23 protein-coding genes are annotated in these 25,213 nt (G+C 69.2%); 16 read left to right on the top strand and 7 right to left on the bottom strand.

Annotated features, from left to right (window positions below; genetic code table 11):
* Positions 1 to 3: 3 nt before the first annotated feature.
* The 5 genes from DFJ65_RS07985 to rpmB all read right to left on the bottom strand — a co-directional run bounded on the left by DFJ65_RS07985 (position 4) and on the right by rpmB (position 4,117).
* Entirely contained in the window at positions 4 to 705 is a 702-nt protein-coding gene (locus DFJ65_RS07985) for a Type 1 glutamine amidotransferase-like domain-containing protein (protein WP_115922569.1), read from the bottom strand.
* A 250-nt stretch (positions 706 to 955) separates the two neighbouring features.
* Positions 956 to 1,714, bottom strand: a complete 759-nt coding sequence (locus DFJ65_RS07990; RefSeq protein ID WP_245950102.1) for an FAD:protein FMN transferase — start codon at positions 1,712 to 1,714, stop codon at positions 956 to 958.
* 2 nt (positions 1,715 to 1,716) lie between these two features.
* The gene (locus DFJ65_RS07995) at positions 1,717 to 2,259 is read right to left on the bottom strand and encodes an FMN-binding protein (RefSeq protein ID WP_115922571.1); all 543 of its coding nucleotides are present in this window, start codon (positions 2,257 to 2,259) and stop codon (positions 1,717 to 1,719) included.
* Positions 2,260 to 2,298: 39 nt separating this feature from the next.
* Positions 2,299 to 3,741: a ferredoxin reductase family protein gene (locus DFJ65_RS08000; protein ID WP_245950104.1), complete on the bottom strand. Its 1,443-nt coding sequence runs from the start codon at positions 3,739 to 3,741 to the stop codon at positions 2,299 to 2,301.
* A 181-nt stretch (positions 3,742 to 3,922) separates the two neighbouring features.
* Positions 3,923 to 4,117 carry a 50S ribosomal protein L28 gene (gene rpmB, locus DFJ65_RS08005; RefSeq protein WP_115922572.1) on the bottom strand — a complete coding sequence of 65 codons (195 nt, stop codon included), beginning with the start codon at positions 4,115 to 4,117 and terminating at the stop codon, positions 3,923 to 3,925.
* A gap of 278 nt (positions 4,118 to 4,395) precedes the next feature.
* Here rpmB and DFJ65_RS08010 point away from each other — a divergent pair, with 278 nt between their 5' ends.
* From DFJ65_RS08010 to map, 11 genes are all read left to right on the top strand, one after another.
* Positions 4,396 to 6,030, top strand: a complete 1,635-nt coding sequence (locus DFJ65_RS08010; RefSeq protein ID WP_115922573.1) for a DAK2 domain-containing protein — start codon at positions 4,396 to 4,398, stop codon at positions 6,028 to 6,030.
* Between the two features lie 2 nt (positions 6,031 to 6,032).
* On the top strand, positions 6,033 to 8,228 hold the full coding sequence (locus DFJ65_RS08015; RefSeq protein ID WP_245950106.1) for an ATP-dependent DNA helicase RecG: 2,196 nt from the start codon (positions 6,033 to 6,035) through the stop codon (positions 8,226 to 8,228).
* Between the two features lies 1 nt (position 8,229).
* Positions 8,230 to 8,799 (top strand): 16S rRNA (guanine(966)-N(2))-methyltransferase RsmD, encoded by a 570-nt coding sequence (gene rsmD / locus DFJ65_RS08020; RefSeq protein ID WP_115922574.1) that lies wholly within the window; start codon positions 8,230 to 8,232, stop codon positions 8,797 to 8,799.
* A complete protein-coding gene (coaD, locus tag DFJ65_RS08025) occupies positions 8,796 to 9,302 on the top strand; it encodes a pantetheine-phosphate adenylyltransferase (protein WP_115922575.1) in 507 nt (168 codons plus the stop codon). Before rsmD ends, coaD begins: the two co-directional genes overlap by 4 nt.
* A 106-nt stretch (positions 9,303 to 9,408) precedes the next feature.
* Positions 9,409 to 10,011, top strand: coding sequence for a YceD family protein (locus DFJ65_RS08030; protein ID WP_245950107.1), 603 nt, complete (start codon positions 9,409 to 9,411; stop codon positions 10,009 to 10,011).
* Between the two features lies 1 nt (position 10,012).
* Positions 10,013 to 10,207 carry a 50S ribosomal protein L32 gene (gene rpmF, locus DFJ65_RS08035; protein ID WP_115922576.1) on the top strand — a complete coding sequence of 65 codons (195 nt, stop codon included), beginning with the start codon at positions 10,013 to 10,015 and terminating at the stop codon, positions 10,205 to 10,207.
* Between the two features lie 14 nt (positions 10,208 to 10,221).
* Positions 10,222 to 10,989 carry a ribonuclease III gene (rnc, locus tag DFJ65_RS08040; RefSeq protein WP_115922577.1) on the top strand — a complete coding sequence of 256 codons (768 nt, stop codon included), beginning with the start codon at positions 10,222 to 10,224 and terminating at the stop codon, positions 10,987 to 10,989.
* Positions 10,982 to 11,938: a bifunctional DNA-formamidopyrimidine glycosylase/DNA-(apurinic or apyrimidinic site) lyase gene (gene mutM / locus DFJ65_RS08045; protein WP_115922578.1), complete on the top strand. Its 957-nt coding sequence runs from the start codon at positions 10,982 to 10,984 to the stop codon at positions 11,936 to 11,938. Before rnc ends, mutM begins: the two co-directional genes overlap by 8 nt.
* Positions 11,935 to 12,936 (top strand): hypothetical protein, encoded by a 1,002-nt coding sequence (locus tag DFJ65_RS08050; RefSeq protein ID WP_115922579.1) that lies wholly within the window; start codon positions 11,935 to 11,937, stop codon positions 12,934 to 12,936. Before mutM ends, DFJ65_RS08050 begins: the two co-directional genes overlap by 4 nt.
* 47 nt (positions 12,937 to 12,983) lie before the next feature.
* Positions 12,984 to 14,885 carry a M3 family metallopeptidase gene (locus DFJ65_RS08055; RefSeq protein WP_115922580.1) on the top strand — a complete coding sequence of 634 codons (1,902 nt, stop codon included), beginning with the start codon at positions 12,984 to 12,986 and terminating at the stop codon, positions 14,883 to 14,885.
* A 55-nt stretch (positions 14,886 to 14,940) separates the two neighbouring features.
* On the top strand, positions 14,941 to 15,708 hold the full coding sequence (gene map, locus DFJ65_RS08060; protein ID WP_115922581.1) for a type I methionyl aminopeptidase: 768 nt from the start codon (positions 14,941 to 14,943) through the stop codon (positions 15,706 to 15,708).
* 32 nt (positions 15,709 to 15,740) lie between these two features.
* On the opposite strand, the gene DFJ65_RS08065 is transcribed toward map, so the two are convergent.
* The gene (locus DFJ65_RS08065; RefSeq protein WP_147301353.1) at positions 15,741 to 16,280 is read right to left on the bottom strand and encodes a MarR family winged helix-turn-helix transcriptional regulator; all 540 of its coding nucleotides are present in this window, start codon (positions 16,278 to 16,280) and stop codon (positions 15,741 to 15,743) included.
* Positions 16,281 to 16,424: 144 nt separating this feature from the next.
* Between DFJ65_RS08065 and smc the strand changes: the two genes are divergently transcribed.
* From smc to ftsY, 4 genes are all read left to right on the top strand, one after another.
* The gene (gene smc / locus DFJ65_RS08070) at positions 16,425 to 19,997 is read left to right on the top strand and encodes a chromosome segregation protein SMC (protein ID WP_115922583.1); all 3,573 of its coding nucleotides are present in this window, start codon (positions 16,425 to 16,427) and stop codon (positions 19,995 to 19,997) included.
* A gap of 100 nt (positions 19,998 to 20,097) precedes the next feature.
* The gene (locus tag DFJ65_RS08075; protein WP_115922584.1) at positions 20,098 to 20,322 is read left to right on the top strand and encodes a hypothetical protein; all 225 of its coding nucleotides are present in this window, start codon (positions 20,098 to 20,100) and stop codon (positions 20,320 to 20,322) included.
* Between the two features lie 256 nt (positions 20,323 to 20,578).
* Entirely contained in the window at positions 20,579 to 21,775 is a 1,197-nt protein-coding gene (locus DFJ65_RS08080; protein ID WP_115922585.1) for an IS110 family RNA-guided transposase, read from the top strand.
* 125 nt (positions 21,776 to 21,900) lie between these two features.
* On the top strand, positions 21,901 to 23,211 hold the full coding sequence (gene ftsY, locus DFJ65_RS08085) for a signal recognition particle-docking protein FtsY (protein WP_115922586.1): 1,311 nt from the start codon (positions 21,901 to 21,903) through the stop codon (positions 23,209 to 23,211).
* 169 nt (positions 23,212 to 23,380) lie between these two features.
* Here the strand turns inward: ftsY and DFJ65_RS08090 are convergent, their stop codons facing one another.
* Positions 23,381 to 24,067, bottom strand: coding sequence for an MOSC domain-containing protein (locus tag DFJ65_RS08090; protein ID WP_115922587.1), 687 nt, complete (start codon positions 24,065 to 24,067; stop codon positions 23,381 to 23,383).
* 49 nt (positions 24,068 to 24,116) lie between these two features.
* Here DFJ65_RS08090 and DFJ65_RS08095 point away from each other — a divergent pair, with 49 nt between their 5' ends.
* The gene (locus DFJ65_RS08095) at positions 24,117 to 25,211 is read left to right on the top strand and encodes a threonine aldolase family protein (protein ID WP_115922588.1); all 1,095 of its coding nucleotides are present in this window, start codon (positions 24,117 to 24,119) and stop codon (positions 25,209 to 25,211) included.
* Positions 25,212 to 25,213: the final 2 nt, after the last annotated feature.

A 25,213-nucleotide genomic window follows, 5' to 3' on the forward strand; every position in this document is an offset into this window, starting at 1 on the left:
CAGTCACGTGCCGAGCAGTCGCGTCGAGATCTCCGTTTCGTGGGCTGAATCACCTTCTCGCACAACCCGATACACGGGGTGCCCAGGCGCTTCGGTGATCGCCTCGATGAGTTTGCCGTCGCGCCACACGAGCGCGCTGTGGTCGTCGACCGCGTACGTGTCGGGCAGTTCTCCGGCGCCGACCCACGTCAGCAGCGAGGCGCGACGTTCCGACTCACCCAGGTAGTGCGGGCAGGCGCCGCCGGGCAACCAGCCGAGTCCGTCGCGCAGCGGCGCGAGCGCACCGAACGAGTCGGTCGACGACGCCTCGAACCAGCAGTTCATCCCGGCGCTGATGCCGGCGAGCACCGTGCCGTTCGCGGCGGCCGCGAGCAGGTGGCGGGGCAAGTCGTGCAATCGCCAGACGGCCAGCAGGTTGGCGGTCGAACCGCCGCCGACGTAGACGAGGTGCTGGTCGAGCACGTGGCGTGGATCGACGTGCTCGGTCTTGGTGAACAGCGACAGCACCGAGGTCTGCGCGCGTCCGGCGAACGCGTGCTCGAACCTGTCGATGTAACCGGCGTCATCGCCCGATGCGGTCGGGACGAAACACACCTTCGGCATGTCGGCTCCGGTGAGCTGGAGCAGGTGGTCGTCGATGGCGGAACTGCCGTCGTCCGACATGGAGAAACCGCCGCCGCCAAGCGTGACGATCGTGCCCTTCATGGAGTGCCCTTCGTTTGTCGTGCGGCTGACGCTAACCGAGCGCCCGGTTGCGGGCCACCGCATATCGGTGCCGGGCGTCCCAGCCGGCCGTCAGCGGACGTCCAGCGCCGACGCCGAATCACGTCTTATGCTCGCGGACACCGAATGGGGGTGTGGGGCGGGCTGATCCCGCACTGCCTGGACTGGTTGGCGCACACCTTGCCCGCAAGTGCTCATTCGGCATGAGCGCGAGGTCGAGGCCGATTCGGCGTCAGGTCAATCGGATCACGCTGTACCGCGGATCCCATTGGTGCAGAAGCTCTTCCGACTCCTTGCCACCGACGAAGAGCGCAGTCGCCCAGATGTCCGCCCACATGACGTCCGGCCCGCTCACCGTGACCGAACCGGTCGTGGTCGGGTAGGTGCCGGTGCGCGGGTCGTAGATGTGGTTGCCGCGCGCATAGAGGCCGGACGTCGCGAGCCCGCCGGTGTGCAGTTCGACGGTGCGGACGATCGCGTCAGCGCGGTGCGGGCTCTGCAGCCCCACCCGCCAGGCCTGGTCACGCACCTCGCGCGGGCAGTCGGGGCCGTACCCGGTCGCGATGTCACCACCGGCGTTGATGCAGTACGAATGCCCGGGCAGTTCGCCGAGCAACTTGGCCGCCTCGCCGATCGCCCAACCCTTGACCACGCCGCTCGGATCGAACCGGCGCACTCCGTCGGCGTCGGGTAGGTCGGCGCTGAAACAGCCGCCGGTGACCCGGCTCGCCTCGGCACACACGTCGACGATGTAACCCACCGCGCCGACGACCTCGTCGACCTCGACCTCGCCGCGGCGCAGCGCGCTCACCGTGGAGTCCTGCCGGTAGGTGGAGAACACCGAATCGACCCAACGCAGCCGCCGGTACACCCGTGCCACGACGGCCTCGGTCGCCTCCGACCGCACGTCGTCGCCACGAAGGTGGATGGAGATCGGCAGCCCCATGATCTGCTCCACCCACGCGCGGCGCGGCGTCTTCGTTGCGGTCACCATCACAGGTTCGCCTTGTCGATCGCGGACTGCAAGGAGGAGATGTACCCATCGGAAGTGACGGTGGCGCCCGAGACCGTGTCGATCTGCGAGCTCTGCGCCTTCACCGCCTCGTCGGCCAGGATCGGCAACGCCTGGTTGTTGATCTCGACGTCGCGCGGGTTGTCCGTCGGGTATACGACGGCCTGGACGGCGGTGATCTTGCCGCTCGACACGGTGATCTGCACCTGCACCGGCCCCCACCGGGTGTCGACGCTGTCGCCGGTGAACGTGCCCGATGCGCTCGAGTTCGAGCCCGAGGCGGAGGAGGATGACCCCGCCGATCCCGACGACCCGGTCGATGATCCCGTGGAAGTGTCGGCGCCGTCCCCCGAGCCCGACCCGCCGCCCGAGCCGGTGGCCGAGACGCCGGTGGCCACCGAGCTCGACTGCACCGTGCGCTGCGACGAGGCCGCGGCGAAATCGGAGTGCAAGCTGGTGCGGTAGCTGAACAGCAGCACCAGCACGGTGACGGTCGCCATGCCCCAGTAGGTGATTCGCTTCATCTTGGTTCCTTGTGCAATGTCGTTGTCCGGTTGGTGTTTTCAGTAGCTGAAGCGTTCGATGTGCACCTGCGCGTCGGGCACCCCGGCCGCGGTGAGGGTCTGTTCGACCGCGTTCATCCAGCCGTTCGAGCCGCACACGAACACGTCGTGCTGCGCGACGTCCGGCACGAGGTGTCGCAACGCACCGACATCGTCGAGGTGCGCGACGTTCTGCGGCAGCCAGCCGCCACGTTCGGCTCGCCGGCCGGTGACGAAGAAGACCCGTGCGCCGCGGTGGCGGGCGATCGCCTGGAGTTCGTCGGCCCACAGCAGGTGCGCGTCGGAGCCGGCCCGGTAGATCAGCGTCACGTCACCGGGCGCGGCCGGGATCGACTCGAACATCGCCCGCAACGGGGTGACCCCGATGCCCGACCCCATGAGCAGCACCTTCCGCTTGGTGCGCACGCCGTCGTGCATGCGTCCGTAGGGCCCTTCGACGAGAGCCCGGGTGCCCGGGCGCAGCGAGGCGAGCGCGTCGGTGCCGTCGCCCACCTCCTGTGCGGTGATCCGCAGGGTGCGCCCGTCGGGTGCGTGCGACAGGGAGTAGGGGTGGGCGCGGGTCTGGCCGCGTCCGGCGAATCGCCACTGGAAGAACTGTCCGGCGCTCACCGGGAATCGGTGCAGGTCACGTCCGGTGACCGTGACCGTCACGACGTCAGGTGCGAGCCGGTCGACACCGGCGACCCGCAGATCGTGCCGCCACGACGTCCACAGCGGCAGCCCGACGCGGTAGACGAGCACGGCGAGCGCGGTGACCGCCCACAGACCCCACCAGAACACCGTTGCCGCGGTGTTGTTCATGAAGTCGGTGCCGGTCCACAGTTGGTGCGGCAGTGCGAGGCCCGCACCGAGGTAGCCGTACAGGTGGATGAGGTGCCACGACTCGTAGCGCAGCTTGCCGCGCGCCTTCTTCACGCTGGTCGAGACCACCATGCACAGGGCGACGGTGCCCGCGACGGCGAGCAGCATCGCCGGATAGTTCAGCACCAGGTCGACGATCGTCGACCACAGCTGCGACCACTGCGCCGAGGCGTAGCCGATGACGATGAGCACGATGTGCGTCCACATCAGGTTGAAGCTGGTGAACCCGATCAGCCGGTGCCGGCGGGCGAGTTCGTCCTGGCCGTAGGCCCGCTCGAACATCGGCACCCGCGCCATCATCAGCACCTGGATCAGCAGCAGGTCGGAGGCGACCAAACCGGTCAACCGGCCGAGGCTGTTCGCCGCGGACGCGAACGAGTTCAGTTGCTGCACACCGCCGCCGTAGACCCACAGGGCGACGACGAACAACATCGTCGACCAGGTGAGCACGCCGGTCAGGTCGCGCCACCACGGCCGGACGGTGACCGGCGGCGGGGCGGTCGTCACGGCGCGCCGGGTGGCGTTCGTGGGCAACGGGGCGGTCGGCGCGCCGCCGGAGCGCGGGGAAAGGGAGATCGTCACGTCTACGACGATCGGGCGTGCCGCTGTGCGATTCCTGTGACCCGACCGTGGTCAGGATCGGACTTCGCTACCGGGTCACTGGGAGCCCGTTCCGGCGGCGACCGGCGCCCGGGAACTGCGCCGGAAAGCGAACAGCCGACCCCTTGCGGGATCGGCTGTCAGTGCTTGCTCGAGGCGCGGGTCAGCGGGTGACCTTCCCGGCCTTCAAGCAGGAAGTGCAGACGTTTAGACGCTTCGGGGTCACGCCGGCCTCGCCCACGAGCGCGCGGACGCGCTGGATGTTCGGGTTCCAGCGGCGCTTGGTCTTGCGCTGCGAGTGCGAGACGTTGTGACCGAAGCCGGGTCCCTTGCCGCAGACGTCGCAGGTGGCAGCCACGGTGATCTCCTGAAGATTGGTCGATAATTGTTTCGTTCCCGGGGTCTTCGGGCACACGGAAAGTACCGGTGCTCGCAGGTGGGAACTTCACAAGAATAGCGGCGGGAGCGTTCACCACCAAACCGGCCGACTCCGGGCAATCGGAAAGTGGCTTCCGTCACGTCCTGTCGGTGCCGCGGGCTAATCTTCCTGCGACACCGAAGATCGGTCGTACCGGTCCTGTGGGCGACCGACGAAACGACCGACTGACTGACGACCGATGCTGCGAAGGATGGCACATGGTGCTGGACGTACTCGACCTCGACGCCCTGCGCCGCTGGGTCGTGGCCGCGCGCAGTGACCTGGCCACGTACGCCGAGCGCATCAACAACCTCAACGTCTTCCCGGTGCCCGACGCCGACACCGGCACCAATTTGCTGATGACCGTCGACGGTGCGATGGGGTCGTTGACCTTCTCCCAGCCCGCCGATCTCGGCCGGGCCGCGGCCGATCTGGCGCAGGCCACGTTGATGGCCGCGCGCGGCAACTCGGGCGTGATCATCAGTCAGATCGCGCGCGGCGTCGCCGAGGTGCTGGTCGAGTCGCCCGACCAGCAGTTGACCGCATCCGGGCTTGCCGATGCGTTGCAGCGGGCCACCAACTACGCGTGGCGCAGCGTGAGCAGCCCGGTCGAGGGCACCATCCTCACCGTCGCCGGCGCGGCGGCCGACGGCGCCGCGATGCACGCCGACGGTTCGTTGCTCGAGGTCGTGGTCGCGGCCGTGGAGGCGGCCGAGGTGGCGCTGGTCAACACCACCGAGCAGTTGGAGTCGTTGCGGCAGGCGGGTGTGGTCGACGCCGGCGGCGCCGGCCTGGTGATCGTGTTGCAGTCGCTGCGCCGGGTGGTCGAGAGCGGCGGCGGGCCGGTGCGTCCGTTGACCGAACCTCCCGCCTGGCTCACCAAGGAAGCGGCGGTGCTGACCACCGACTGCGGCGATGACGACGAGGACGGCGACGGGCCCGGTTACGAGGTCATGTACATGCTGTCCGACACCGACGAGCAGCGCATCGCCCGCCTGCGGGGCATCCTCGACCGGCTCGGCGACTCGTTGGTCATCGCCGGTGGCCCGCAGACCTGGTCGGTGCATGTGCACGTCGACGACGTGACGGGTGCCCTCAACGCGGGGGCCGACGCCGGGCGTCCGCACCGTTTCCAGATCACCCGGTTCGCCGACGAGATCGCCGCTCGTCACCCGGTCGCCGTGTCGAAGCAGACTCGCACGCTCGTGGTGGCGGTGACCGAATCGCCCGGTCTGTCCGACCTCGCTCGCGCAGAGGAGCGCATGGTCGTCGCCGGTGACGCGGGGCGCATCGCCCGATCGTCCGCGGTGCGGGCCATCCGCGAGACCCAACTCGACGACGTGCTGTTGATCGCCGACTCCTCCCGCAGCAGCGGCACCGCCGACCTGCTGGAGAAGGCGTTGCGCGACAAGGGTGTTCGTGTGTTGCGCCCCGGCGCGTCGGGACCGGTCGAGTTCATCTCGGCGCTCGCGGTCGCCCACCCCGAGCAGAGTGCCCAGGAGATGCTCGGGTCGGTCGACGACGCATTGATCGACCTGTCGACGGGGTTGCTGACGATCGCCGCCGAGGAGTTCGAGACGGCCGAGGGCACCTGCCCCAAGGGTGGCGTGGTCGGTCGCATCGACGGCGAGGTCATCGCGGTCGGCACCGAAGCCCTCCCTGTCGCCGCCGAGGTGGTCGAGACGCTGGTGTCCGAGCGCGACTGCGAGATGGTCACGCTGGTGGCCGGGGAAAGGGCCCCTGACACGCTCGCCGACACGCTGCGCACCTCGCTCGGCCGTGCCCACCCCGACCTCGAGGTCACGATCGTGGCGGGCGGCGGCCCCTACGTGCTGGCCGTGGGGGTGGAGTGAGCGTGAGCATCACCCGGTCGACACCGCTGGAGAAGGTGATCCAGAAGCAACTCGCCGGGCGGTTGGCCGAGGCCCGCGACGTGCACACCGTGGGCGACTTCCTCGACTTCCTGCCCCGGCGGTACATCGACGCCAACACCGCGGGCCGGCTCGCGGAGTTCGAGGTGGGGGAGACGGCCGTGCTGGTCGCCACCGTGGTGCAGGCCAACGGTCGCGCGATGCGCAACCGCAAGGGCCGCATGCTCGAGGCGGTCATCGAGGACGCCGACGGCGCCCAGGCGCGGTTGGTCTTCTTCCGTGCGTGGGGGCACGAACAGAAGCTGATCCCCGGGGCGACGGCGTTGTTCCGCGGCAAGCTCGAGGCCTATCGCGGGTCGTTCCAACTCGCCCACCCCGAGTACACCTTCGTGGCCGACGACGAGTCGGCGTCGGTCTACGCCTCGGGGTTGATCCCCACCTACCTGGCCGTGCCGAAGACCACCGACCTGTCGATCACGATCGCGATGCAGCAGGTGCTCGGCTCGTGGGAGGGCGACGACCCGGTGCCCGCCGAACTCGTCGACCGCCACGGTCTGCCGTCGCTGCACGAGGCCTACCGGTTGCTGCACCTGCCCACGTCCCGCGCCGACATCGGCCGCGGCAAGCGCCGGCTGCGCTACGACGAAGCGCTCGTGGTGCAGACCGCGCTCGCCGCCCGGCGGGCCGAGCAGGACGCCCAGCACGGCACCCCGCGCGTCGCCCGGGAGGGCGGTCTGCTCAGCCGCTTCGACGAGCGCCTTCCGTTCCAGCTCACGGCGGGGCAGGTGGAGGTCAGCGAGCAGATCGCGGCCGACATGGCCCGCGAGCGGCCGATGCACCGCCTGTTGCAGGGCGAGGTCGGCTCGGGCAAGACGGTGGTGGCGCTGCGCGCGATGCTCGCCACCGTCGACGCCGGCGCCCAGGCGGCGCTGCTCGCGCCGACGGAGGTGCTCGCCCAGCAACACGAACGCTCGATCCGCCGCATGCTCGGCGATCTCGCCGAGGGTGGCATGCTCGGCGGCGACGAACACGGCACGCGGGTCGCGCTGCTCACCGGCTCGATGAGCAAGTCGGCCCGGCAGGCGGCGATGCTCGGCATCGTCTCCGGCGAGGTCGGCATCGTGATCGGCACGCACGCCCTCATCCAGGGCATGGTCGACTTCTACGACCTCGGGCTGGTCGTCGTCGACGAGCAGCACCGGTTCGGCGTCGAGCAGCGAGATGCGCTGCGCAGCAAAGCGATTCACCCGCCCCATGTGTTGGTCATGACCGCCACCCCGATCCCGCGCACGGTCGCGATGACGGTCTTCGGCGACATGGACACCTCCGAGTTGCGGCAGCTGCCGTCCGGGCGTGCGCCGATCGTCAGCCACGTCGTGCCCGCCGCGAAGCCCGGCTGGTTGGAGCGCACCTGGAGCCGCATCGCCGAGGAGGTCGCCCGCGGTCATCAGGCCTACGTCGTGTGCCCGCGGATCGGAGGCGAAGACCCCGACGCGTTCCTGGATGAGTACGGCATCGAGAACCCCTGGGCCGACGACGACCCCGAAGACGACGGCAAACCGGTGATGGCCTCGGTGCTCAGCACGCTGGACAAACTGCGCGCCGAGCCGGCGCTGGCCGGCCTGCGCGTCGAGATGCTGCACGGTCGCATGTCCGCCGACAACAAAGATCGGGTGATGGGCGAGTTCGCGGCGGGGGAGGTGCACGTGCTCGTCTCGACCACCGTCATCGAGGTCGGGGTCGACGTGCCCAACGCGACGATGATGGTGATCATGGACGCCGACCGCTTCGGAATCTCCCAATTGCACCAGTTGCGCGGCCGGGTCGGGCGAGGCGCGGGCGGTGGCCTTTGTCTGCTGGTCACCGACACCGAGAAGCCCGAGACGCTGCAGCGCCTCGAAGCGGTCGCGGCCAGCAACAACGGCTTCGAACTCGCCGACCTCGACCTCAACCTGCGCAAGGAGGGTGACGTGCTCGGCGCGAGCCAGTCGGGCGGACGCTCCGGGCTGCGTCTGCTGCGCATCACCCACCCGAAGGACGCCGAACTCATCCAGCTCGCGCGCGTCGACGCCACCGAACTCGTCGGCACCGACCCCACCCTGCGGGCGCACCCGGCGCTCGCCGACCTGCTCGCCGAACGACTCGACGACGACCAGGTAGCTTTCCTGGAACGAGGCTGAGGTGACACGCATCATCGCCGGCACGGCCGGTGGACGGCGGCTTGCGACCCCATCCGGAGACTCCACCCGCCCCACCAGCGAACGGGTGCGCGAGGCGCTCTTCGCCCGGCTCGAACACCTCGACGCGCTGCACGGCGCGAGCACCCTCGACCTCTACGCCGGATCCGGCGCCCTCGGGCTGGAGGCCGCGAGCCGCGGCGCGAGCCGCGTGGTGCTGGTCGAGCGCGACCGCAAGGCCGCAGCCGTCGCCGGACGCAACGTGCGCGACCTCGGCCTGGCCGGGGTGAGCGTGCGCGCCGAGGCCGTCGAACGGGTAGTAGCCGCGCCCGGTGAGCCGTTCGACCTCGTGTTCATCGACCCGCCCTACGACCTCGGCGAAGAGGTGCTCGCAGGTGTGCTCGCCGAACTGGCCGACGGACTGCTCACCGAGCACGCCGTGCTCGTGGTCGAACGCTCGTCGCGGTCACCCGAACCCGTGTGGCCGGCCGACGTCGAGCTCATCGGGCCGCGCCGCTACGGCGAGACGACCGTGTGGTTCGCTGAATATGTGCCCGAAGGAGATGCCGCGTGAGTGACCAGACCATCGAATCCGCCCGCCGGTGCGTCAGCCCCGGCTCCTTCGACCCGATCACGATGGGTCACCTCGACGTCATCGAGCGGGCCGCGAAGCTGTTCGACGAGGTGATCGTCGCAGTCGTCTACAACCCGGACAAGAAGGGCACCTTCAGCCCCGAGGAGCGGGTCGAGCTGATCGAGAAGACGGTGGCGCACCTGCCCAACGTGCGCGCACAGGCGTTCGGCAACCGGCTCGTGGTCGACGTCTGTCGTGAGGTCGACGCCGCGGTGATGGTGAAAGGGCTGCGCGACGGCACCGACTTCTCCTACGAGATGCCGATGGCCCAGATGAACACCCAGATGACCGGCGTCGAGACCTTCTTCATGGCGGCCACGCCGGCCGTGTCGCACTACTCCTCGTCGCTGATCCGGGTCTGTGCACAGCACGGCGCCGACGTGTCGAAGATGGTGCCGCCGCCGGTGCTGGAGCCGCTGCTCGAACGCATGCGCGGCAACTGACGTCGGCCTGACCGGCTGGTTTGGGGAAAAGCCTCCCCGTCGGTAACCTTGTGTGTCGGTCTGCGTCGTCCGAGACGTGGGCCGAACCGAGTAAGACCGTTTCACCATGACTCATCACACCGATCAACGAGCCGACATGCACCTCGACCCGCGTAACCCGCTCGTCCTTGACACCAAGGAACTGGGCCGCCGTCCGGGGCAGATGGCGCAGATCGACCGCACCGTTCCGGCACCGGAACACCTCGGTAACGACGTGATCGAGATCCGTGAGGGCGAGCCGATCGAGCTCGACCTGCGGATCGAGTCGGTGATGGAAGGTGTGCTGATCTCCGGTTCGGTCACCGCCACGGCGACCGGTGCTTGCGTGCGGTGCCTGGAGCCCGTCCACGAACCCGTGGATGTGGAGTTCCAGGAGCTGTTCGCTTACGCCGACCGCGCGGCTCACCACCATGAGGTGGCCGCCGACGACGACGAAGACCTGCACGCTCTGGACGGCGACCTCGCCGATCTGGAACCCGTGCTGCGTGATGCGGTGGTGCCTGCACTGCCGTTCCAGCCGGTGTGTCAGGACGACTGTCCGGGACTGTGCTCCGAATGCGGAGCACGCCTGGCGGACGACCCGACCCACCACCATGAAGTGATCGACCCCCGATGGTCGGCGCTCGCGGGCATTGCCGGCGACGCCGAGAACGACGAGAAGAGGAACTGACGTGGCCGTCCCGAAGCGGAAGATGTCGCGCTCCAACACCCGTTCGCGCCGCGCGAACTGGAAGACGACTCCGGTCGCCACCACGACCTGCCCGAACTGCAACGCCCTCGCGCAGCCGCACATGGCGTGCCCGTCGTGCGGCACCTACAAGGGTCGTCACTACAGCGCCGCGGAGCAGACCGCTCACCAGGCCTGAGACACCCGGTCGACGTGAGTTCGTCGAAACGGGCTGCCTCTGCGAAGGCTTCGCAGCGGCCCGTCGGTGATCTCGCCGCTCTGCTCACGCAGATCAGCGGCGCGGACATCGACGAGCCGCTGCTTCTGCGTGCCCTGACCCATCGCTCCTACGCGTACGAGAACGGCAACCTGCCGCACAACGAACGCCAGGAGTTCCTCGGCGACGCCGTGCTCGGCGTGGTCGTGACCGAGACGCTCTACCTCGCCCACCCCGACCTCCCCGAGGGTCGGTTGGCGAAGTTCCGCGCATCCGTCGTCAACGCCCGCGCCCTGGCGGGCGTCGGCCGTGCCCTCGAGCTGGGGGAGTACATCCTGCTCGGACGCGGCGAGGCGAGCACCGGAGGTCGCGACAAGGATTCGATCCTTGCCGACACCGTCGAGGCCGTCATCGGCACCGTCTACCTGTGCGGTGGCATCGAGGCGGCCGACAAGCTGGTGCACCACATGGTCGACGGACTGATCGAACAAGCCGCCGACCTCGGCGCCGGTCTCGACTGGAAGACCTCCCTGCAGGAACTCGCCGCCGGCACCGACCTCGGCGCACCCCACTACCGGGTCACCGACGAGGGCCCCGACCACGACAAGGTGTTCACCGCGTCCGTGCTGCTCGGCGACGAGGTGCTCGGCACCGGCGTCGGACGCAACAAGAAGGCCGCCGAGCAGGTGGCCGCCGAAGCCGCCTGGAAGACGCTCAAGGCCCGCACCTCCGACCACGCGGGCGAGGAGATCGAGCTTGCCTGAACTGCCCGAGGTGGAGGTGGTCCGCCGCGGGCTCGCCGACCACGTCGTCGGCCGCCGATTCGAGACCGCCGAGGTGCTCGGTGCCCGCGTCGCCCGTCGGCACGCGGCCGGTCCCGCTGCGCTCGCCGCCGAGCTCACCGGTGTCACCGTCGAGGCCGCCCGCCGCCGCGGCAAGTATCTCTGGCTGGAACTCGACGAGGGCCGTGCGCTGGTCGTGCATCTCGGCATGAGCGGTCAGTTGCTCGTCGAGGACGCCAACGCTGCGCGCGAGAAGCACTGCCACGCACTCTTCGACCTGTCCGACGGACGGCAGCTGCGGTTCGTCGACCAACGCACCTTCGGCGGTCTGCAACTCGTCGACCTCGTGCCCGACCGGCACTCCGGCGCGCGGGTGCCCAGCGTCGTCGAACACATCGCTCCCGACCCGCTGGAGAGCGCGTTCGACCTGACCGGCACCGTCCGCCGGCTGCGGGGCAAACACACCCAGATCAAACGGGCACTGCTCGACCAGACCCTCGTGTCGGGCATCGGCAACATTTATGCCGACGAATCCCTCTGGCGCACAAGGCTGCACGGTGAGCGCTTCACGGACAGGGTGCCGGCGAAGGTCGCCACCGAACTGCTCGGACATGCCACCGACGTGATGACCGCGGCGCTCGCGCAGGGCGGCACGAGCTTCGACTCGCTCTACGTCAATGTCAACGGTGCCAGCGGTTACTTCGACCGGTCGCTGGACGCCTACGGCCGGGAGGGCAAGGAGTGTCACCGTTGCGGTGCGCTGATGGTGCGCGAGCAGTTCATGAACCGCAGTTCGTTCTCCTGCCCGGTCTGTCAGCCCCGTCCGCGCCGGCGAATAGGGCCGACAGGTGGTTCGTGCGGGCGGCAACGGCCGCTGACCCGGGCGGCTGTGCCACCGTGTGAGCCATGGGGAGACTCACAAGGGGAATGACGACCGTGCCCGTGATCGTGGCAGTCGCGCTCGCGGCGAGCGCCTGCGCCGGTTCGGACGACGCGGGCAACCCCGCGCAATCGCCGCAGGCACCGAACCTGGCGACCACGGCGACACCTGGCAGCACCGGCGACACCGGTAGCAGCGCGGGTGGTGGCGGCTGTTCCGGGGAGCAGGTCGGCTCGCTGCCCGAAGCGACGAAGTGGGGCAACACCGCCAACTTCGAGCTGTGGGACAAGCGCTACGCACTCAACGTCTCGGCGCCCACGGCGGGCGCGACGACCGACGGCAAGCAGCGGGTGGTTGCGAAGTTCGGGGTGCTGGTCAAGGACGAGTACGTCGCCACCTTCAACAGTGGAGTGATCAGGCTGATCGACGAGGGCGGACGACTGTGTGACGCCGCGACCGTGCCGCCGATGAAGGCAATGGCTGCTGGAAAGGTGCAGTACGACTCGATCATGTTCGACGTGCCCGAGGCGGTCGGCACCGACGTGCGCGCCGTGGTGCTCGACGGCTCGGGCAAAGCGGTGGCGCTGTTCGCGCCCACCGGAGCCACCGACGCATCGGCCGACCCGACCGCGTGCACCGGCACGAAGACCGCCGTCCCGGCCGGAGCGACCACGCTCGCGTTCGGCAAGCCGCACAACCTGATGAGCGACGGACGGGTGATCGCCACCGTCACCGTCGCCGCGCCTGTGAAGCGGGCCGGCAGCGCCGACGAGCCGACCGACTTCGTCGACGTCAAGGTGACGGTGTCGACCCAGTGGCTGGCCTCGCTCGGACGCAGCGACTTCGTGCTGACCGGTGGCGGACGCCGTTGCCCGACCGACCCGACGGACAAGATCAAAGCCTTCGCACCGCTGCTCGTGACGCCCGACGAGCCGAGCCAGGAGACCCTTGCGTTCGCCGTGCCGAAGGGATCGAGCATCGAGACCTTCGCGATGCAGTACGCCGACACCGGCTCGAGCGCCTACACCCCGCCCGCCGTGTGGAAGTAGCCGCTCGCGCCGGGCATGCTGTCGGGGCCGACGGTTAGGGTGGCGCCGTGACGATCACCGCTCTCGAACTGCCCACCGACGACGCCCACGACTGGTTGACCGACCGCTGCGACGGTGCGCTCGACGACGCCCGCACCCTGGTCGAGCGGCTCAAGCAGGGCACGGTCACCGATGTGCTGGCCACCTGGAACGCCGTCCAGATCGAGCTGGGTAACGCCGCCGCGGCGGCGTCGCTGTTCTCCGAGGTGCACCCCGACGCGGGCGTGCGGGAAGCAGCCGACGAGGCGGCGCAGCGGGTCGACGACTACTCCACCGAGCTCGGCGTCGACGGCGAGTTGTTCGCGGTGCTCGACAAGGCCGAGGCGGGCGACGACCCCGACGCGCAGCGCCTGCTCGACCTCACCCGGCGCGACTTCCGTCGTGCCGGCGTCGACAAGTCCGACGCCGACCGCGAGCGGCTTCGCGAACTGGCCCGTGCCGAGCTCACGACCGGTCAGCAGTTCGCCAAGAACATCCGTGAGGGCGTGCGGTCGATCACCGTCCGCCCCGAACAACTGGCCGGCATGCCGCAGGACTGGCTCGACGCCCACCCGGCCGGGCCCGACGGCACCATCACGGTCACCACCGACTACCCCGACTCGGTGCCGCTGATGACCTTCTGCGCCGATCGGGGTGTGCGCGCCGCGATGACGCACGAGCGCAACAACATCGCGTGGCCGGCCAACGATGCCGTGCTGGCGCAGCTGTTCGGCCTGCGACAGGAGCACGCCGCGCTGCTCGGCTACGCCAACTGGGCCGACTTCGACGCCGAGGTCAAGATGATCGGCGAAGGCAAGCAGATCCGCACCTTCATCGACAAGATCACCGACGCCGCCGACGAGCGGGCCCACGCCGACAAGCAGATCCTGCTCGACCGGTTGCGCCGCGACCACCCCGAGGTCGACGACGTCACGGCCGTCGACACCACCTTCTACAGCGAGGTCGTGCGTAAGGAAGAGCACGACGTCGACGCGCAGCTGGTGCGCACCTACTTCCGGTTCGACCGAGTGCGCCAGGGGTTGCTCGACGTCACCGGCCGGCTGTTCGGGCTGGAGTGGCGCGAGGTGCCCGACGCTCCGGTGTGGCACGAGGACGTCACCGGCTACGACGTGGTGCGCGACGGCGAGCAGATCGGACGCATCTACCTCGACCTGCACCCGCGCGAGGGCAAGTTCAAGCACGCGGCGCAGTTCACCCTCGTCTCCGGTGTCGACGGGGTGCAACTGCCCGAGGGGGTGTTGGTCTGCAACTTCAGCCGCGGCCTCATGGAGCACGACGAGGTCGTCACCCTGTTCCACGAGTTCGGCCACCTGGTGCACCACGTGCTCGGTGGACAGCAGCACAAGTGGGCACGCTTCTCCGGGGTCGCGACCGAGTGGGACTTCGTCGAGGCGCCGAGTCAGATGCTCGAGGAATGGGCTTGGGACGCGAGCGTTCTGGCGACCTTCGCGGTCAACGATGCAGGTGAGCCGATCCCGGCCGACCTCGTCGCGAGGATGAAGGAGGCCGAGGAGTTCGGCAAGGGTTTCCTCGCCCGCACCCAGATGTTCTACGCGGCGGTGTCGCTCGGGCTGCACGTCGACCGTCCGGACGACATGACCGCATACCTGCAGGAGACCCAACGCACCTACTCGGTGTTCCCGCCGCTGCCGGACAACCACTTCCATTGCTCGTTCGGTCACCTCGACGGCTACAGCTCGGGCTACTACACCTATATGTGGTCGCTGGTCATCGCGAAGGACATGTTCAGCGCGTTCGACCCGGCCGACCTGTTCGACCAGGACGTCGCGACCCGCTACCGGGAGAAGGTGCTGGGCATGGGCGGCCGCAAGGACGCCGCCGAGTTGGTGCGAGACTTCCTGGGCCGCGACTACACGTTCGACGCGTACGCCGAGTGGCTGGCGCGCTGACCCACGTGCCGTGTTTCGCCGCCGGGTAGACCGGCACCGAAGAAGGAGAGAGCCGTTGATCGAGCTGCGTTCACCCAAGGAACTCGAGCAGATGCGTCCGGCGGGCAAGCTCGTCGCCGACGTGCTCGTCGCGTTGCGCGAGAAGGCCGCCGTCGGCGTCAACCTCCTCGAGCTGGACGCGTTGGCGCACAAGATGATTCGTGATGCCGGCGCGGAGTCGTGCTACATCGACTACCACCCGAGTTTCGGGGCGAGCCCGTTCGGCAAGGTGCTGTGCACCAGCGTCAACGACGCCGTGCTGCACGGCCTGCCGTTCGACTACGCCTTGCAGGACGGCGACCTGCTCAGCGTCGACTTCGCCGCGTCACTCGACGGCTGGGTCGCCGACTCCGCGCTGTCGGTCGTCGTCGGCACGCCGCGTCCGCAGGACCTGAAGATCATCGAGACCACCGAGCGGGCGCTGGAGGCAGGTATCGCCGCGGCCCGGCCGGGCAACAAGCTCGGCGACGTCTCCGCCGCGATCGCGCAGGTGTGCAAGGGCGCCGGTTACCGCGTCAACACCCAGTTCGGTGGTCATGGCGTCGGTCGCACCATGCACGGCGACCCGCACGTGCCCAACGACGGGCGTGCCGGGCGTGGCCTGAAGCTGCAGCCGGGGTTGGTCATCGCGATCGAACCGTGGTTGATGGAGTCGACCGACGAGATCTACACCGACCCCGACGGCTGGACGCTACGCAGCGTCGATGGCTCGCGCGGGGCGCACAGTGAGCACACGATCGCGGTCACCGAGGGTGATGCACTGGTGCTGACCGGCCGCGACTGAGCAGACTTCGAGCGGACGCAGATCGCGCCGGCTCAGATGCGGTCGGTGCGCTCCAGCGCCACGAACGCCTTGCGCAGCAGCGCGTTGAGCGTGCGCAGTTCCTCGGTCGACAGGCCGTCGAAGAGGGTGCCTTCCTCGCTCGACCAGCGGTGCGCGACACGCTCCCAGGCGGCGCGGCCGGCGGGGGTGATCTCGACGATCACGCTGCGGCGGTCGTCGCTGTCGGGGGTGCGGGTGACCAGGCCGGAGCGCTCGAGCTTGTCGAGCCGCCCCGTCATGCCGGCCCGGCTGACGCCTGCGAGGTCGGCGAGCTGGGCGGGGGTGGAGCGGGGTCGACCCTTGGTCTGGCCGCCGACCAACACGTGCAACGTCATGTATTCGTCGTGCGACATCGGGTCGTCCTGCAGCACGACCTTCAACCGGCGGTCGGACGCCTGATGGATGCGAACGGCACGGTGCAGCGCGCCTTCGGTCTCGCGGTCACGCCCGTCGGGCGCCGTGAACATCGCATCCCACACCTGGAGGTGGCGGTCGGTGGCGTCCATTTCGGCCGCTTCGTCATTGTGCTGCACGGCCGTAGGGTACCGGCCGAGGCGGGTACCGCCTGGTAGCCACGACGGAATGGACACAACAACGTCGCGGGATCCGGCGGGTTCCCGGTGGTCGGCGGGTACGCTGGGCCGACCCGAGAACCTGCCGGAAGGCGCCGAACCACCGTGTACGTCAAGAGCCTGACCCTGAAGGGCTTCAAGTCCTTCGCCTCGGCGACCACGATGAAGCTCGAGCCCGGCATCACCTGCATCGTCGGCCCGAACGGTTCCGGCAAGTCGAATGTGGTCGACGCGCTCGCCTGGGTGATGGGGGAGCAGGGGGCCAAGAGCCTGCGCGGCGGCAAGATGGAAGACGTCATCTTCGCCGGCACCCCGACGCGTCCGGCCCTCGGTCGGGCCGAGGTGTCGCTGACGATCGACAACTCCGACGGTGCGCTGCCGATCGACTACACCGAGGTCACGATCACCCGCACGATGTTCAAGGGCGGCGGGTCCGACTACTCCATCAACGGCACCTCCTGTCGACTGCTCGACATCCAGGAACTGTTGTCCGACAGCGGTATCGGCCGCGAAATGCACGTGATCGTCGGCCAGGGGCAGCTCGACGCGGTGCTGCGGGCCACCCCGGAGGAGCGGCGCGGTTTCATCGAGGAAGCCGCCGGCGTGCTCAAGCACCGCAAGCGCAAGGAGAAGGCGCTGCGCAAGCTGGAGCAGATGGAGGGCAACCTCACCCGCGTCAGCGACCTCACGACCGAGATCCGCCGCCAGCTCGGCCCGCTCGGCCGGCAGGCCGAGACCGCCCGCAAGGCGGCCACGATCCAGGCCGAGGTGCGCGATTCGCGGCTGCGGCTGCTCGCCGACGACCTGGTGCAGCTCACCAACACCCTCGAGCAGGAAGTGGCCGACGAGACGGCCCTGCTGGAGCAGCAGAAGCGGGTGCAGGAACGTCTGGTGGTCGCGCAGCGCACCCTCGCCGAGCTGGAGGACGAAGCACAGGCCGCGGCACCGTTGCAGACCAAGGTGCAAGACCAATGGTTCACCCTGTCGTCACTCAAGGAGCGGGTCGAGGCGACGGCAAGTCTCGCGGCCGAGCGGGTGCGGCTGCTCGCCGACGACGACGCACACGAGCAGCAGCAGGGTTCGGGGCGCGACCCGGAGAAGCTGCGACAGCAGGCCGCCGCCGCGCGCGAGGAACTCGCCCAGCTCAACCAGCGCATCGAGCAGGGCCGCGCCGCGTTGGAGGAGGCCGTGCAACGCCGCGCAGACCTCGAGCAAGCGCACGCCGCCGAACAGCAGCGCCTCACCAAACTCGCGCGTGCCGCCGCCGACCGTCGGGAGGGTCTCGCCAAACTCGAGGGCCAGGTCGGTGCCCGCCGCAGCCGGATCGAGGCGGGCGAGGCCGAACTCGGCCGGATGAGCGTCAACGCCAAGGAGGTCGCCGACCGCATCACCGCGATCGAGCGCGATCACCGTGCGCTGGAGTCGACCGTGGCGCAGGACGAAGAGGGAGAGGAGGGCCTCGACGCCGCCTACGAAGCAGCGCAGGAGCGGATGGAGACCGCCCAGCAGGACCTGGAGACGGCCCGTCAGCAGTTCGCCGAGGCCGAGAAGGAGCGCACCACCCACCAGGCGCGGGTCGAGGCGCTCGAGTTGAGCCTGACCCGCAAGGACGGTGCCGCGCACCTGTTGGAGCGGGGCGCGGTGCGTGGGTCGATCACCGAGTTGTTGCGGGTGGAGGCCGGTCACGAGGCGGCGATCGCGGCGGCGCTCGGGTGGGCCGCCGACGCGGTGGTGGTCGACGACCTCGACGCCGGCGCACAGGCGCTCGGCCGGTTGCGCGACGACGACGCGGGGCGTGCCACGGTGCTGATCGCCGCACCGGGGTCACCGGCCGCGGCCGGCAAGGCCGACCTGCCGGACGGTTCGAGGTGGGCCGCCCGGGTCGTGTCCGCCGACGACGATGTCGCGTCGGCCGTGGCTCACCTGCTCACCGGGGTTGCGTTGGTGCCCGATGTCGACACCGCGAAAACCCTTGTTGCCCAGGACCGTTCGGTCGTCGCGGTGACCCCGGAAGGCGACGTGTTCGCGTCCGGGTATGTGCGCGGCGGGTCGTCGTCGGCGCCGTCGCTGCTCGAGATCCAAGCGGCGGTCGACGAGAGCCGCGCCAAGGCCGAAGCCGCCAAGCGGCGTGGTGAGCAGGCACAGTTCGCGGTCGAGAAGGCCAAGAACGCGGTGCAGGAGATCCAGGTCGACCTCGACGCCGCGCTCGACCGGCTCAACGCGTCCGACGCCCGGATGGCTTCGGTGGGAGAGCAGCTCAGTCGCCTCGGCCAGGGCCTGCGGAACGCGCGTTCGGAGCAGGAGCGCCTCGTGCAGGCGCAGGCCACCGTCGAGCAGAACCTCGCCACCGCGCGCACTGAACTCGCCGACCTCGAGCAGCGGCTCGCGTCGGCTCAGGACGAGCCGAGCGAGGAGGAACCGACCACCGACGAGCGCGACCGGCTCGCCGCCGAAGCCGCGGCGGCGCGGTCACGCGAGACCGACGTCCGGCTCGGGTTGCGCACCCACGAGGAGCAGGCACGGTCGATCTCGGGCCGTGCCGACGGGTTGGAAGCCGCCGCGCGCTCGGAGTTGGAGGCACGCGAGAAGGCGAAGGCGCGGCGGGAGAAGCGTGCCCGCGAGGCTGCCACCGCCCGCACAGTGCAAGGCGCCGCGGCCGAGCTCGCCCAGCACGTCGCGTCGGCGTTGACGCTCGCCACTGCACGCCGGGCCGAGGCCGACCGCGAACGCACCGTGCGCGACCAGGCGCTGGCCCAGCACCGCAAGGACGTCACCGCGATCGGCGACGAACTGCGTGAACTCACCGACACGGTGCACCGTGACGAGGTGGCGCGGGCGCAGCAGCGGCTGCGCATCGAGGCGTTACAGACCAAAGCGGTCGAGGAGCACGGGGTCGACCCGGAGGTGCTGGTCGAGGAGTACGGCCCGCACCAGTTGATCCCGCACATCCCCGGCCCGGACGACGACCCGGACGACCAGCCCGAACCCAAACCGTTCGTGCGCGAAACCCAGGAGAAGCGGTTGCGCTCGGCCGAGCGCAAGCTCGGCCAACTCGGACGGGTCAACCCGCTGGCCCTGGAGGAGTTCGCGGCGCTGGAGGAACGGCACAAGTTCCTCGTCGAGCAACTCAAAGACCTGCGCACCTCCAAGCGCGACCTGCTCGACATCGTCGACGAGGTCGACCGGCGGGTCGAGGAGGCGTTCGCCAGCGCGTTCGAGGACACCGCGCGCCAGTTCGAAGGTGTCTTCGGCCGGCTCTTCCCCGGCGGCGAGGGTCGCCTCGTGCTGACCGACCCCGACAACATGCTCACCACCGGCCTGGAGGTCGAGGCCCGGCCGCCGGGCAAGAAGATCAAGCGCCTGTCGCTGCTGTCGGGTGGCGAGCGCTCGCTCGTGGCGGTCGCGCTGCTGGTCTCGATCTTCAAGGCGCGGCCCAGCCCCTTCTACATCATGGACGAGGTCGAAGCGGCGCTCGACGACGCGAACCTCGGCCGGTTGATCACGCTGTTCGAGGAGTTGCGCGACTCCAGCCAGCTCATCGTGATCACCCACCAGAAGCGCACGATGGAGGTCGCGGACGCCCTCTACGGCATCTCGATGCGCGGCGACGGTGTGACCAATGTCGTGTCGCAACGGATGAGCGATGTGCGCCCGGACGACGAGGCTCTCGGCGCCTGATGCGGTGAGATCGGCCACAAATCTGCGAATTCACCAGAATTTCGCGTGTTTCTGGTGTTTCTGATTGGGCGCTCACAAATCTGTGGGTCAAGATGAAGGCATGTTCTGGCTCATCCTTGCGCTCGTGGTATGTGTCGCCCTCGCTTCCGCCGTCCTCGGCATGGTGGCCGTGCCCGCCCGTAGGGAGGGACGGCAGGTGCTCACCCCTCGTGGGGAAAACCTCGTGACCAGCGTGGCGCAGACCACCGACAAGGTCGCGACCCGCGCCAAGGACGCCACCGAGAACGTCGTGGGCACCGTCAAGCGCGAGCGCTCGCAGGCCTGATCAGGGCTTGCTGACCGCCCGTTACCGTTTTGGGTGGGCCTTGAAGCAAGGCTCCTGGTCGCCGGCCCCGGCATGACTGACTGCCCCTGTCGCTTGCATGATCCGGGGGGTGTTGTCACCGGGTGCTGGTGGCGCTGGTGGACCGCTGATAGGGACCGGGCCGCCCGAACGCCTGGGTAGGTCTCTTCGTAACGTGGATGTCGGCTTCCTGCGCCTGATCTGGTGACCAGCCGCTCGGACGCACGAGGAGGGGACCATGTCCCGACCTGACTACGCGGTGTACATCGGGCTCGATGTCGGCAAACAGGCGCACCACGCCTGCGCGCTGAACGTCGATGGCACACGGCTGCACGACAAACCGTTGCCCCAAGACGAGTCGTCGCTGCGTGGCCTGCTGACCGAACTCGGCACGCACGGTCGCCTGCTGGTCGTGGTCGATCAACCCGCAACGATCGGCGCGCTGCCCGTCGCGGTCGCCCGAGCCATGGGTATCGATGTGGCCTATCTGCCCGGGCTGGCGATGCGCCGTATCGCCGACCTGCACCCCGGCAACGCCAAGACCGACGCAAGGGACGCGTACGTCATCGCCGAAGCTGCCCGGTCGATGCCGCACGCCCTGCGACGGGTTGATGTCGGCGACGACACCCTGGCCGACCTGGAAGTCATCGTCGGCTTCGATGACGACCTGGCCGGGCAGGTCACCGCGCAAGCAAACCGGATCAGAGGCCTTCTGACACAAGTGAACCCAGCCCTCGAACGTGTCCTCGGCCCACGCATCCAACACCCGGCAGCCCTCGAACTCCTGACCCGCTTCGGTGGCCCGACCGGCCTGCGCGCGGCCGGCCGGCGACGTCTGCTCGCCGTCGCCAAACCCCGCGCGCCCCGCTCCTACCAACGCCTCGTCGACGACATCCAGACAGCGCTCACCGAGCAGACCGTCACCGTCCCTGGCACCCGAGCCGCCGAGCTCGTCCTGCCCAAACTCGCGACCGGACTGGCGCGCCTGCTGCACGACCGGGACGAGCTGGGAACCCAACTGGAGGACATGCTCGATGCCCACCCTCTTGCCGCGGTCCTGACCTCGATGCCCGGCATCGGCGTCAGGACCGGCGCACGGATCCTGCTCGAAGTCGGCGACGGTTCGAGCTTCCCCACCTCCGGCCACCTCGCCGCGTACGCCGGCCTCGCACCCGTCACCCGCCGATCCGGCACCTCGATCCGCGGTGAGCACCCCGCCCGAGGCGGCAACAAGCACCTCAAACGAGCGATGTTCCTCGCCGCGTTCGCCGCACTGCACGACCCGACCTCGCGGGCCTACTACGACCGCAAACGCGGCCAAGGCAAGAAGCACAACGCCGCCCTCATCTGCCTCGCCCGACGACGCTGCGACGTGCTGTACGCGATGCTTCGCGACGGAACCCTCTACCAACAGAAAACCCCAGCCGCCGCTTGACGAAGACCATAGGGACACCCCCCGCACGGGGGCGACCTGCGGCGATGCCCGCAGCGCAGACGCGACGCAGTCGCGATGCACACCGGGGCTGACACCATGTCGGCCTCGTTTGCCATGATGGGCGGGTGGATCAGCTCTGGGAAATCCTTGTAGTCCTCACCGTCGTCCTGCTCGGTGCAGTGGGCCTGGCGGTCGCCTTCCTACGCGGACGCGGTGGCAAGACCAAGGAGCTGCCGCCGCAAGAGCCGCCGCCGGCCGCCAAGGATGCGCCGCAACGCAAGGCCAACACCTACAAACCGAGCTCCGGTGTCACCATCGACACCAGCAAGGGCTCCACCGCGACGGCCCCTCCGGCCGACACCGACGAGCGTGACGAACCTCCGGTCAAGCCGGTCACCCCGGCCGAGCCGGTCGAGAACAAGGGCGGCACCGCCGTCCAGGAACCCCCGGTTGAGCCGGCCCCGAAGGCCCCCGAACCGGCCCCCGCTCCCGAGCCCACGATCGAGCAGCCGGAGTCGGCGCGCGGCCGCATGACCCGGCTGCGCAGCCGGCTGGCCGCCTCCAACAACTCGATGGGCAAGGGCCTGCTCGGCATCCTTGCGGCGGGCACCCTCGACGAGTCGGTCTGGGAAGAGGTCGAGGACACCCTGCTGGGTGCAGACCTCGGCGTCGAGGCCACCACCGAGCTGGTCGACAACCTCAAGCAGCGGGTGAAGGTCGAGGGTTCGGCCAGCCCCGAGCAGCTCGAGATGTGGCTGCACGACGAACTCCTCAAGCTCGTCGACCCGACGATGGACCGCCGCATCGCGGCCAGCCGCCAGGGCGACCGTCCGGCCGTCGTGATGGTCGTGGGCGTCAACGGCACTGGCAAGACCACCACCGTCGGCAAGCTCGCCCGCGTGCTCGTCGCCGAGGACAAGGAGGTGCTGCTCGGCGCGGCCGACACCTTCCGTGCAGCGGCCGCCGACCAGCTCGAGACCTGGGGCGCCCGCGTCGGCGTGGCCACCGTCCGCTCCGACAAGGAGGGCGCCGACCCGGCCGCGGTGGCGTTCGACGCGGTGAAGGACGGCCACGACGAAGAGGTCGACGTCGTGATCATCGACACCGCCGGCCGCCTGCACAACAAGGTCGGACTGATGGACGAGCTGTCGAAGGTCAAGCGCGTCATCGAGAAGCAGAGCCCCATCGACGAGTGCCTGCTGGTGCTCGATGCCACCACTGGCCAGAACGGCATGCGTCAGGCCGAGGTGTTTGCCAAGGCCGTCGACATCACCGGTGTCGTGCTCACCAAGCTCGACGGCACCGCCAAGGGCGGCATCGTCGTGCTCGTGCAGCGCGAACTCGGCGTGCCGGTGAAGCTCGTCGGTCTGGGTGAGGGTCCGGACGACCTGGCTCCGTTCGACCCGAAGGCCTTCGTCGACGCTGTACTCGACTGAGCAGGGGCGCGTCGTCGACGACGTCGCTCACGCTGGTGCCGCCGCCCGGAGATCGTCCGTCGGCGGCACGAGTGTTTTGGAGTCCGAAATCCGCACGAGCACGTCGCCAGCCGGCCAACTCAGGTGACCACTGGGCAGCCGGTCGGGGCCGCCGACGTCCGCTCGCACCTCACGATGTCGTTAGCGCATCGCCGAGCTGCAAGGTGGCGGGCTGCAACACATCGGCGTACACCGCGATGTTCATCTCCCGTTCGCCTGCGAGCGGTTTCAGCCAGTTGCCGCGGGCGACGACACCGTCCTGATCGATGTCGATCATTCGGCAGCGTGGAACCGGCTGCACGCATGCGAGGCGCACCGCGCCGAGGGTCAGGTCGCGTCCGACCCACGACTCCTCGATGAACGGTTCGTCCGTGTCGATCAAGAGGTTGACACGCAGCCGGCGCGGGTCGGCGCCGACACCCCATCTGTCGGCGCACCATTTCAGGGTGGCGGTGCCCACCACCGAGATCGATCCCATGTCCTGGTGCGGAACATCGGCCTCGACGGCAACGGTCACGGGCAGGCCCATCCGCTGCGAGAGGTCCTCATCGAGTTGCGGATCTCCGACAAACCAACGGGCCGCCTTCCGCGCTACCTCGACGTGGTCGCCGACAGTCCGGGCCCGATAATCGAAGACCTCATCGTGGCGTCGAAACCTGCGAGTGTTCTTTCCCGAAGCGAAATGGCCCTCGGCGTCGCGCACAGCGAACAGACGATCTCCGACGATGCCTCGGCTGTCGAGTGCGACGGACGTCAGGTCTTCCCGACCCATCGATTTCACGGGGTGCCGGCGAATCTGCTTCAGCTCGAACGCCATGTCGTGAGACTAACCGCGACAGCGTGACCCGAGTGACAGGATCGTCGCCATGGATTCAGTGCTCGACTCCCGGTTCCGTGCCGCGCAGTCGCGCGCCGTACAAGGTTTCTGGCGCCCACGCGTGCCCCTCGCCGACCGGTTGCGCGCGCTCGCCGACTACGCCGATGGGTTGCCTGCCGACGCAGCTGCGTGGGACGGCTACGGCGAGCACGGTGCGGTGGCCGCTCTCGAGTCGCGGGTCGCCGAACTGCTCGGCACCGACGCCGCCGCCTACTTCCCGAGCGGGGTGATGGCGCAGCAGATCGCGTTGCGCATCTGGTGCGACCGGATGGGCAACCGCCGCGTCGCGTTGCCCGATCTGTCGCACCTGATCGTGCACGAGGAGGACGGTCCTCGGCTGCTGCACGACCTCGAGTACGTCCACCTGACCACCGGCGCGGTGACCGCTTCGGCCGCAGATGTCGAGCGCGCGCCCGGCGAGCTCGGTGCCGTGCTCGTCGAGTTGCCGCTGCGCGACGGCGGCTACCTGTTGCCGAGCTGGGACGACCTGACCGCGCTGGCCGAAGCGTGCCGGGAACGCGGGACACCGCTGCACTTCGACGGTGCCCGCTTGTGGGAATCGACGCCGTGGTTCGGCCGGTCGCTTCCCGAGGTGTCCGCACTCGCAGATTCGGTCTACGTCAGTTTTTACAAGGGACTCGGCGGCCTGTCGGGCGCTGCGCTCGCCGGTGACGACGAGTTCGTGCGTGAAGCCAAGCTGTGGCGGCGCCGGATGGGCGGCACGGTCTGGACGTCGGCGCCGCACGCGATCTCCGCGTTGCAGGGTTTGGACGAGGTGCTCCCGCGGATGGGGGAGTTGCACGACTTCGCCCAGCGCTTGGCTGGCGAGCTCGCCTCGGCCGGCGTCCGGGTGATTCCGCAGGAACCGCAGACGAACGCGTTCCGGGTGTTCCTAGAGGCCGATCGGGACACCGTCCGAGAACGGGTGGTGACCGCGCTCGAGACCGACGGCTTCGCGCTGCCTTTCGGCTGGCAGTCCGCCAATGTGCCCGGATGGTCGTTCTGTGAGGTCACCGTCTCGCCGCAGATCCTGGACGAAGATCCAACGGTGCTCGCCCAGCGGCTCGCCGCGCTCGAGGGTTGACG

Origin of the sequence: Calidifontibacter indicus (assembly GCF_003386865.1) — a bacterium.
Classification (GTDB): Bacteria; Actinomycetota; Actinomycetes; order Actinomycetales; family Dermatophilaceae; genus Yimella; species Yimella indica.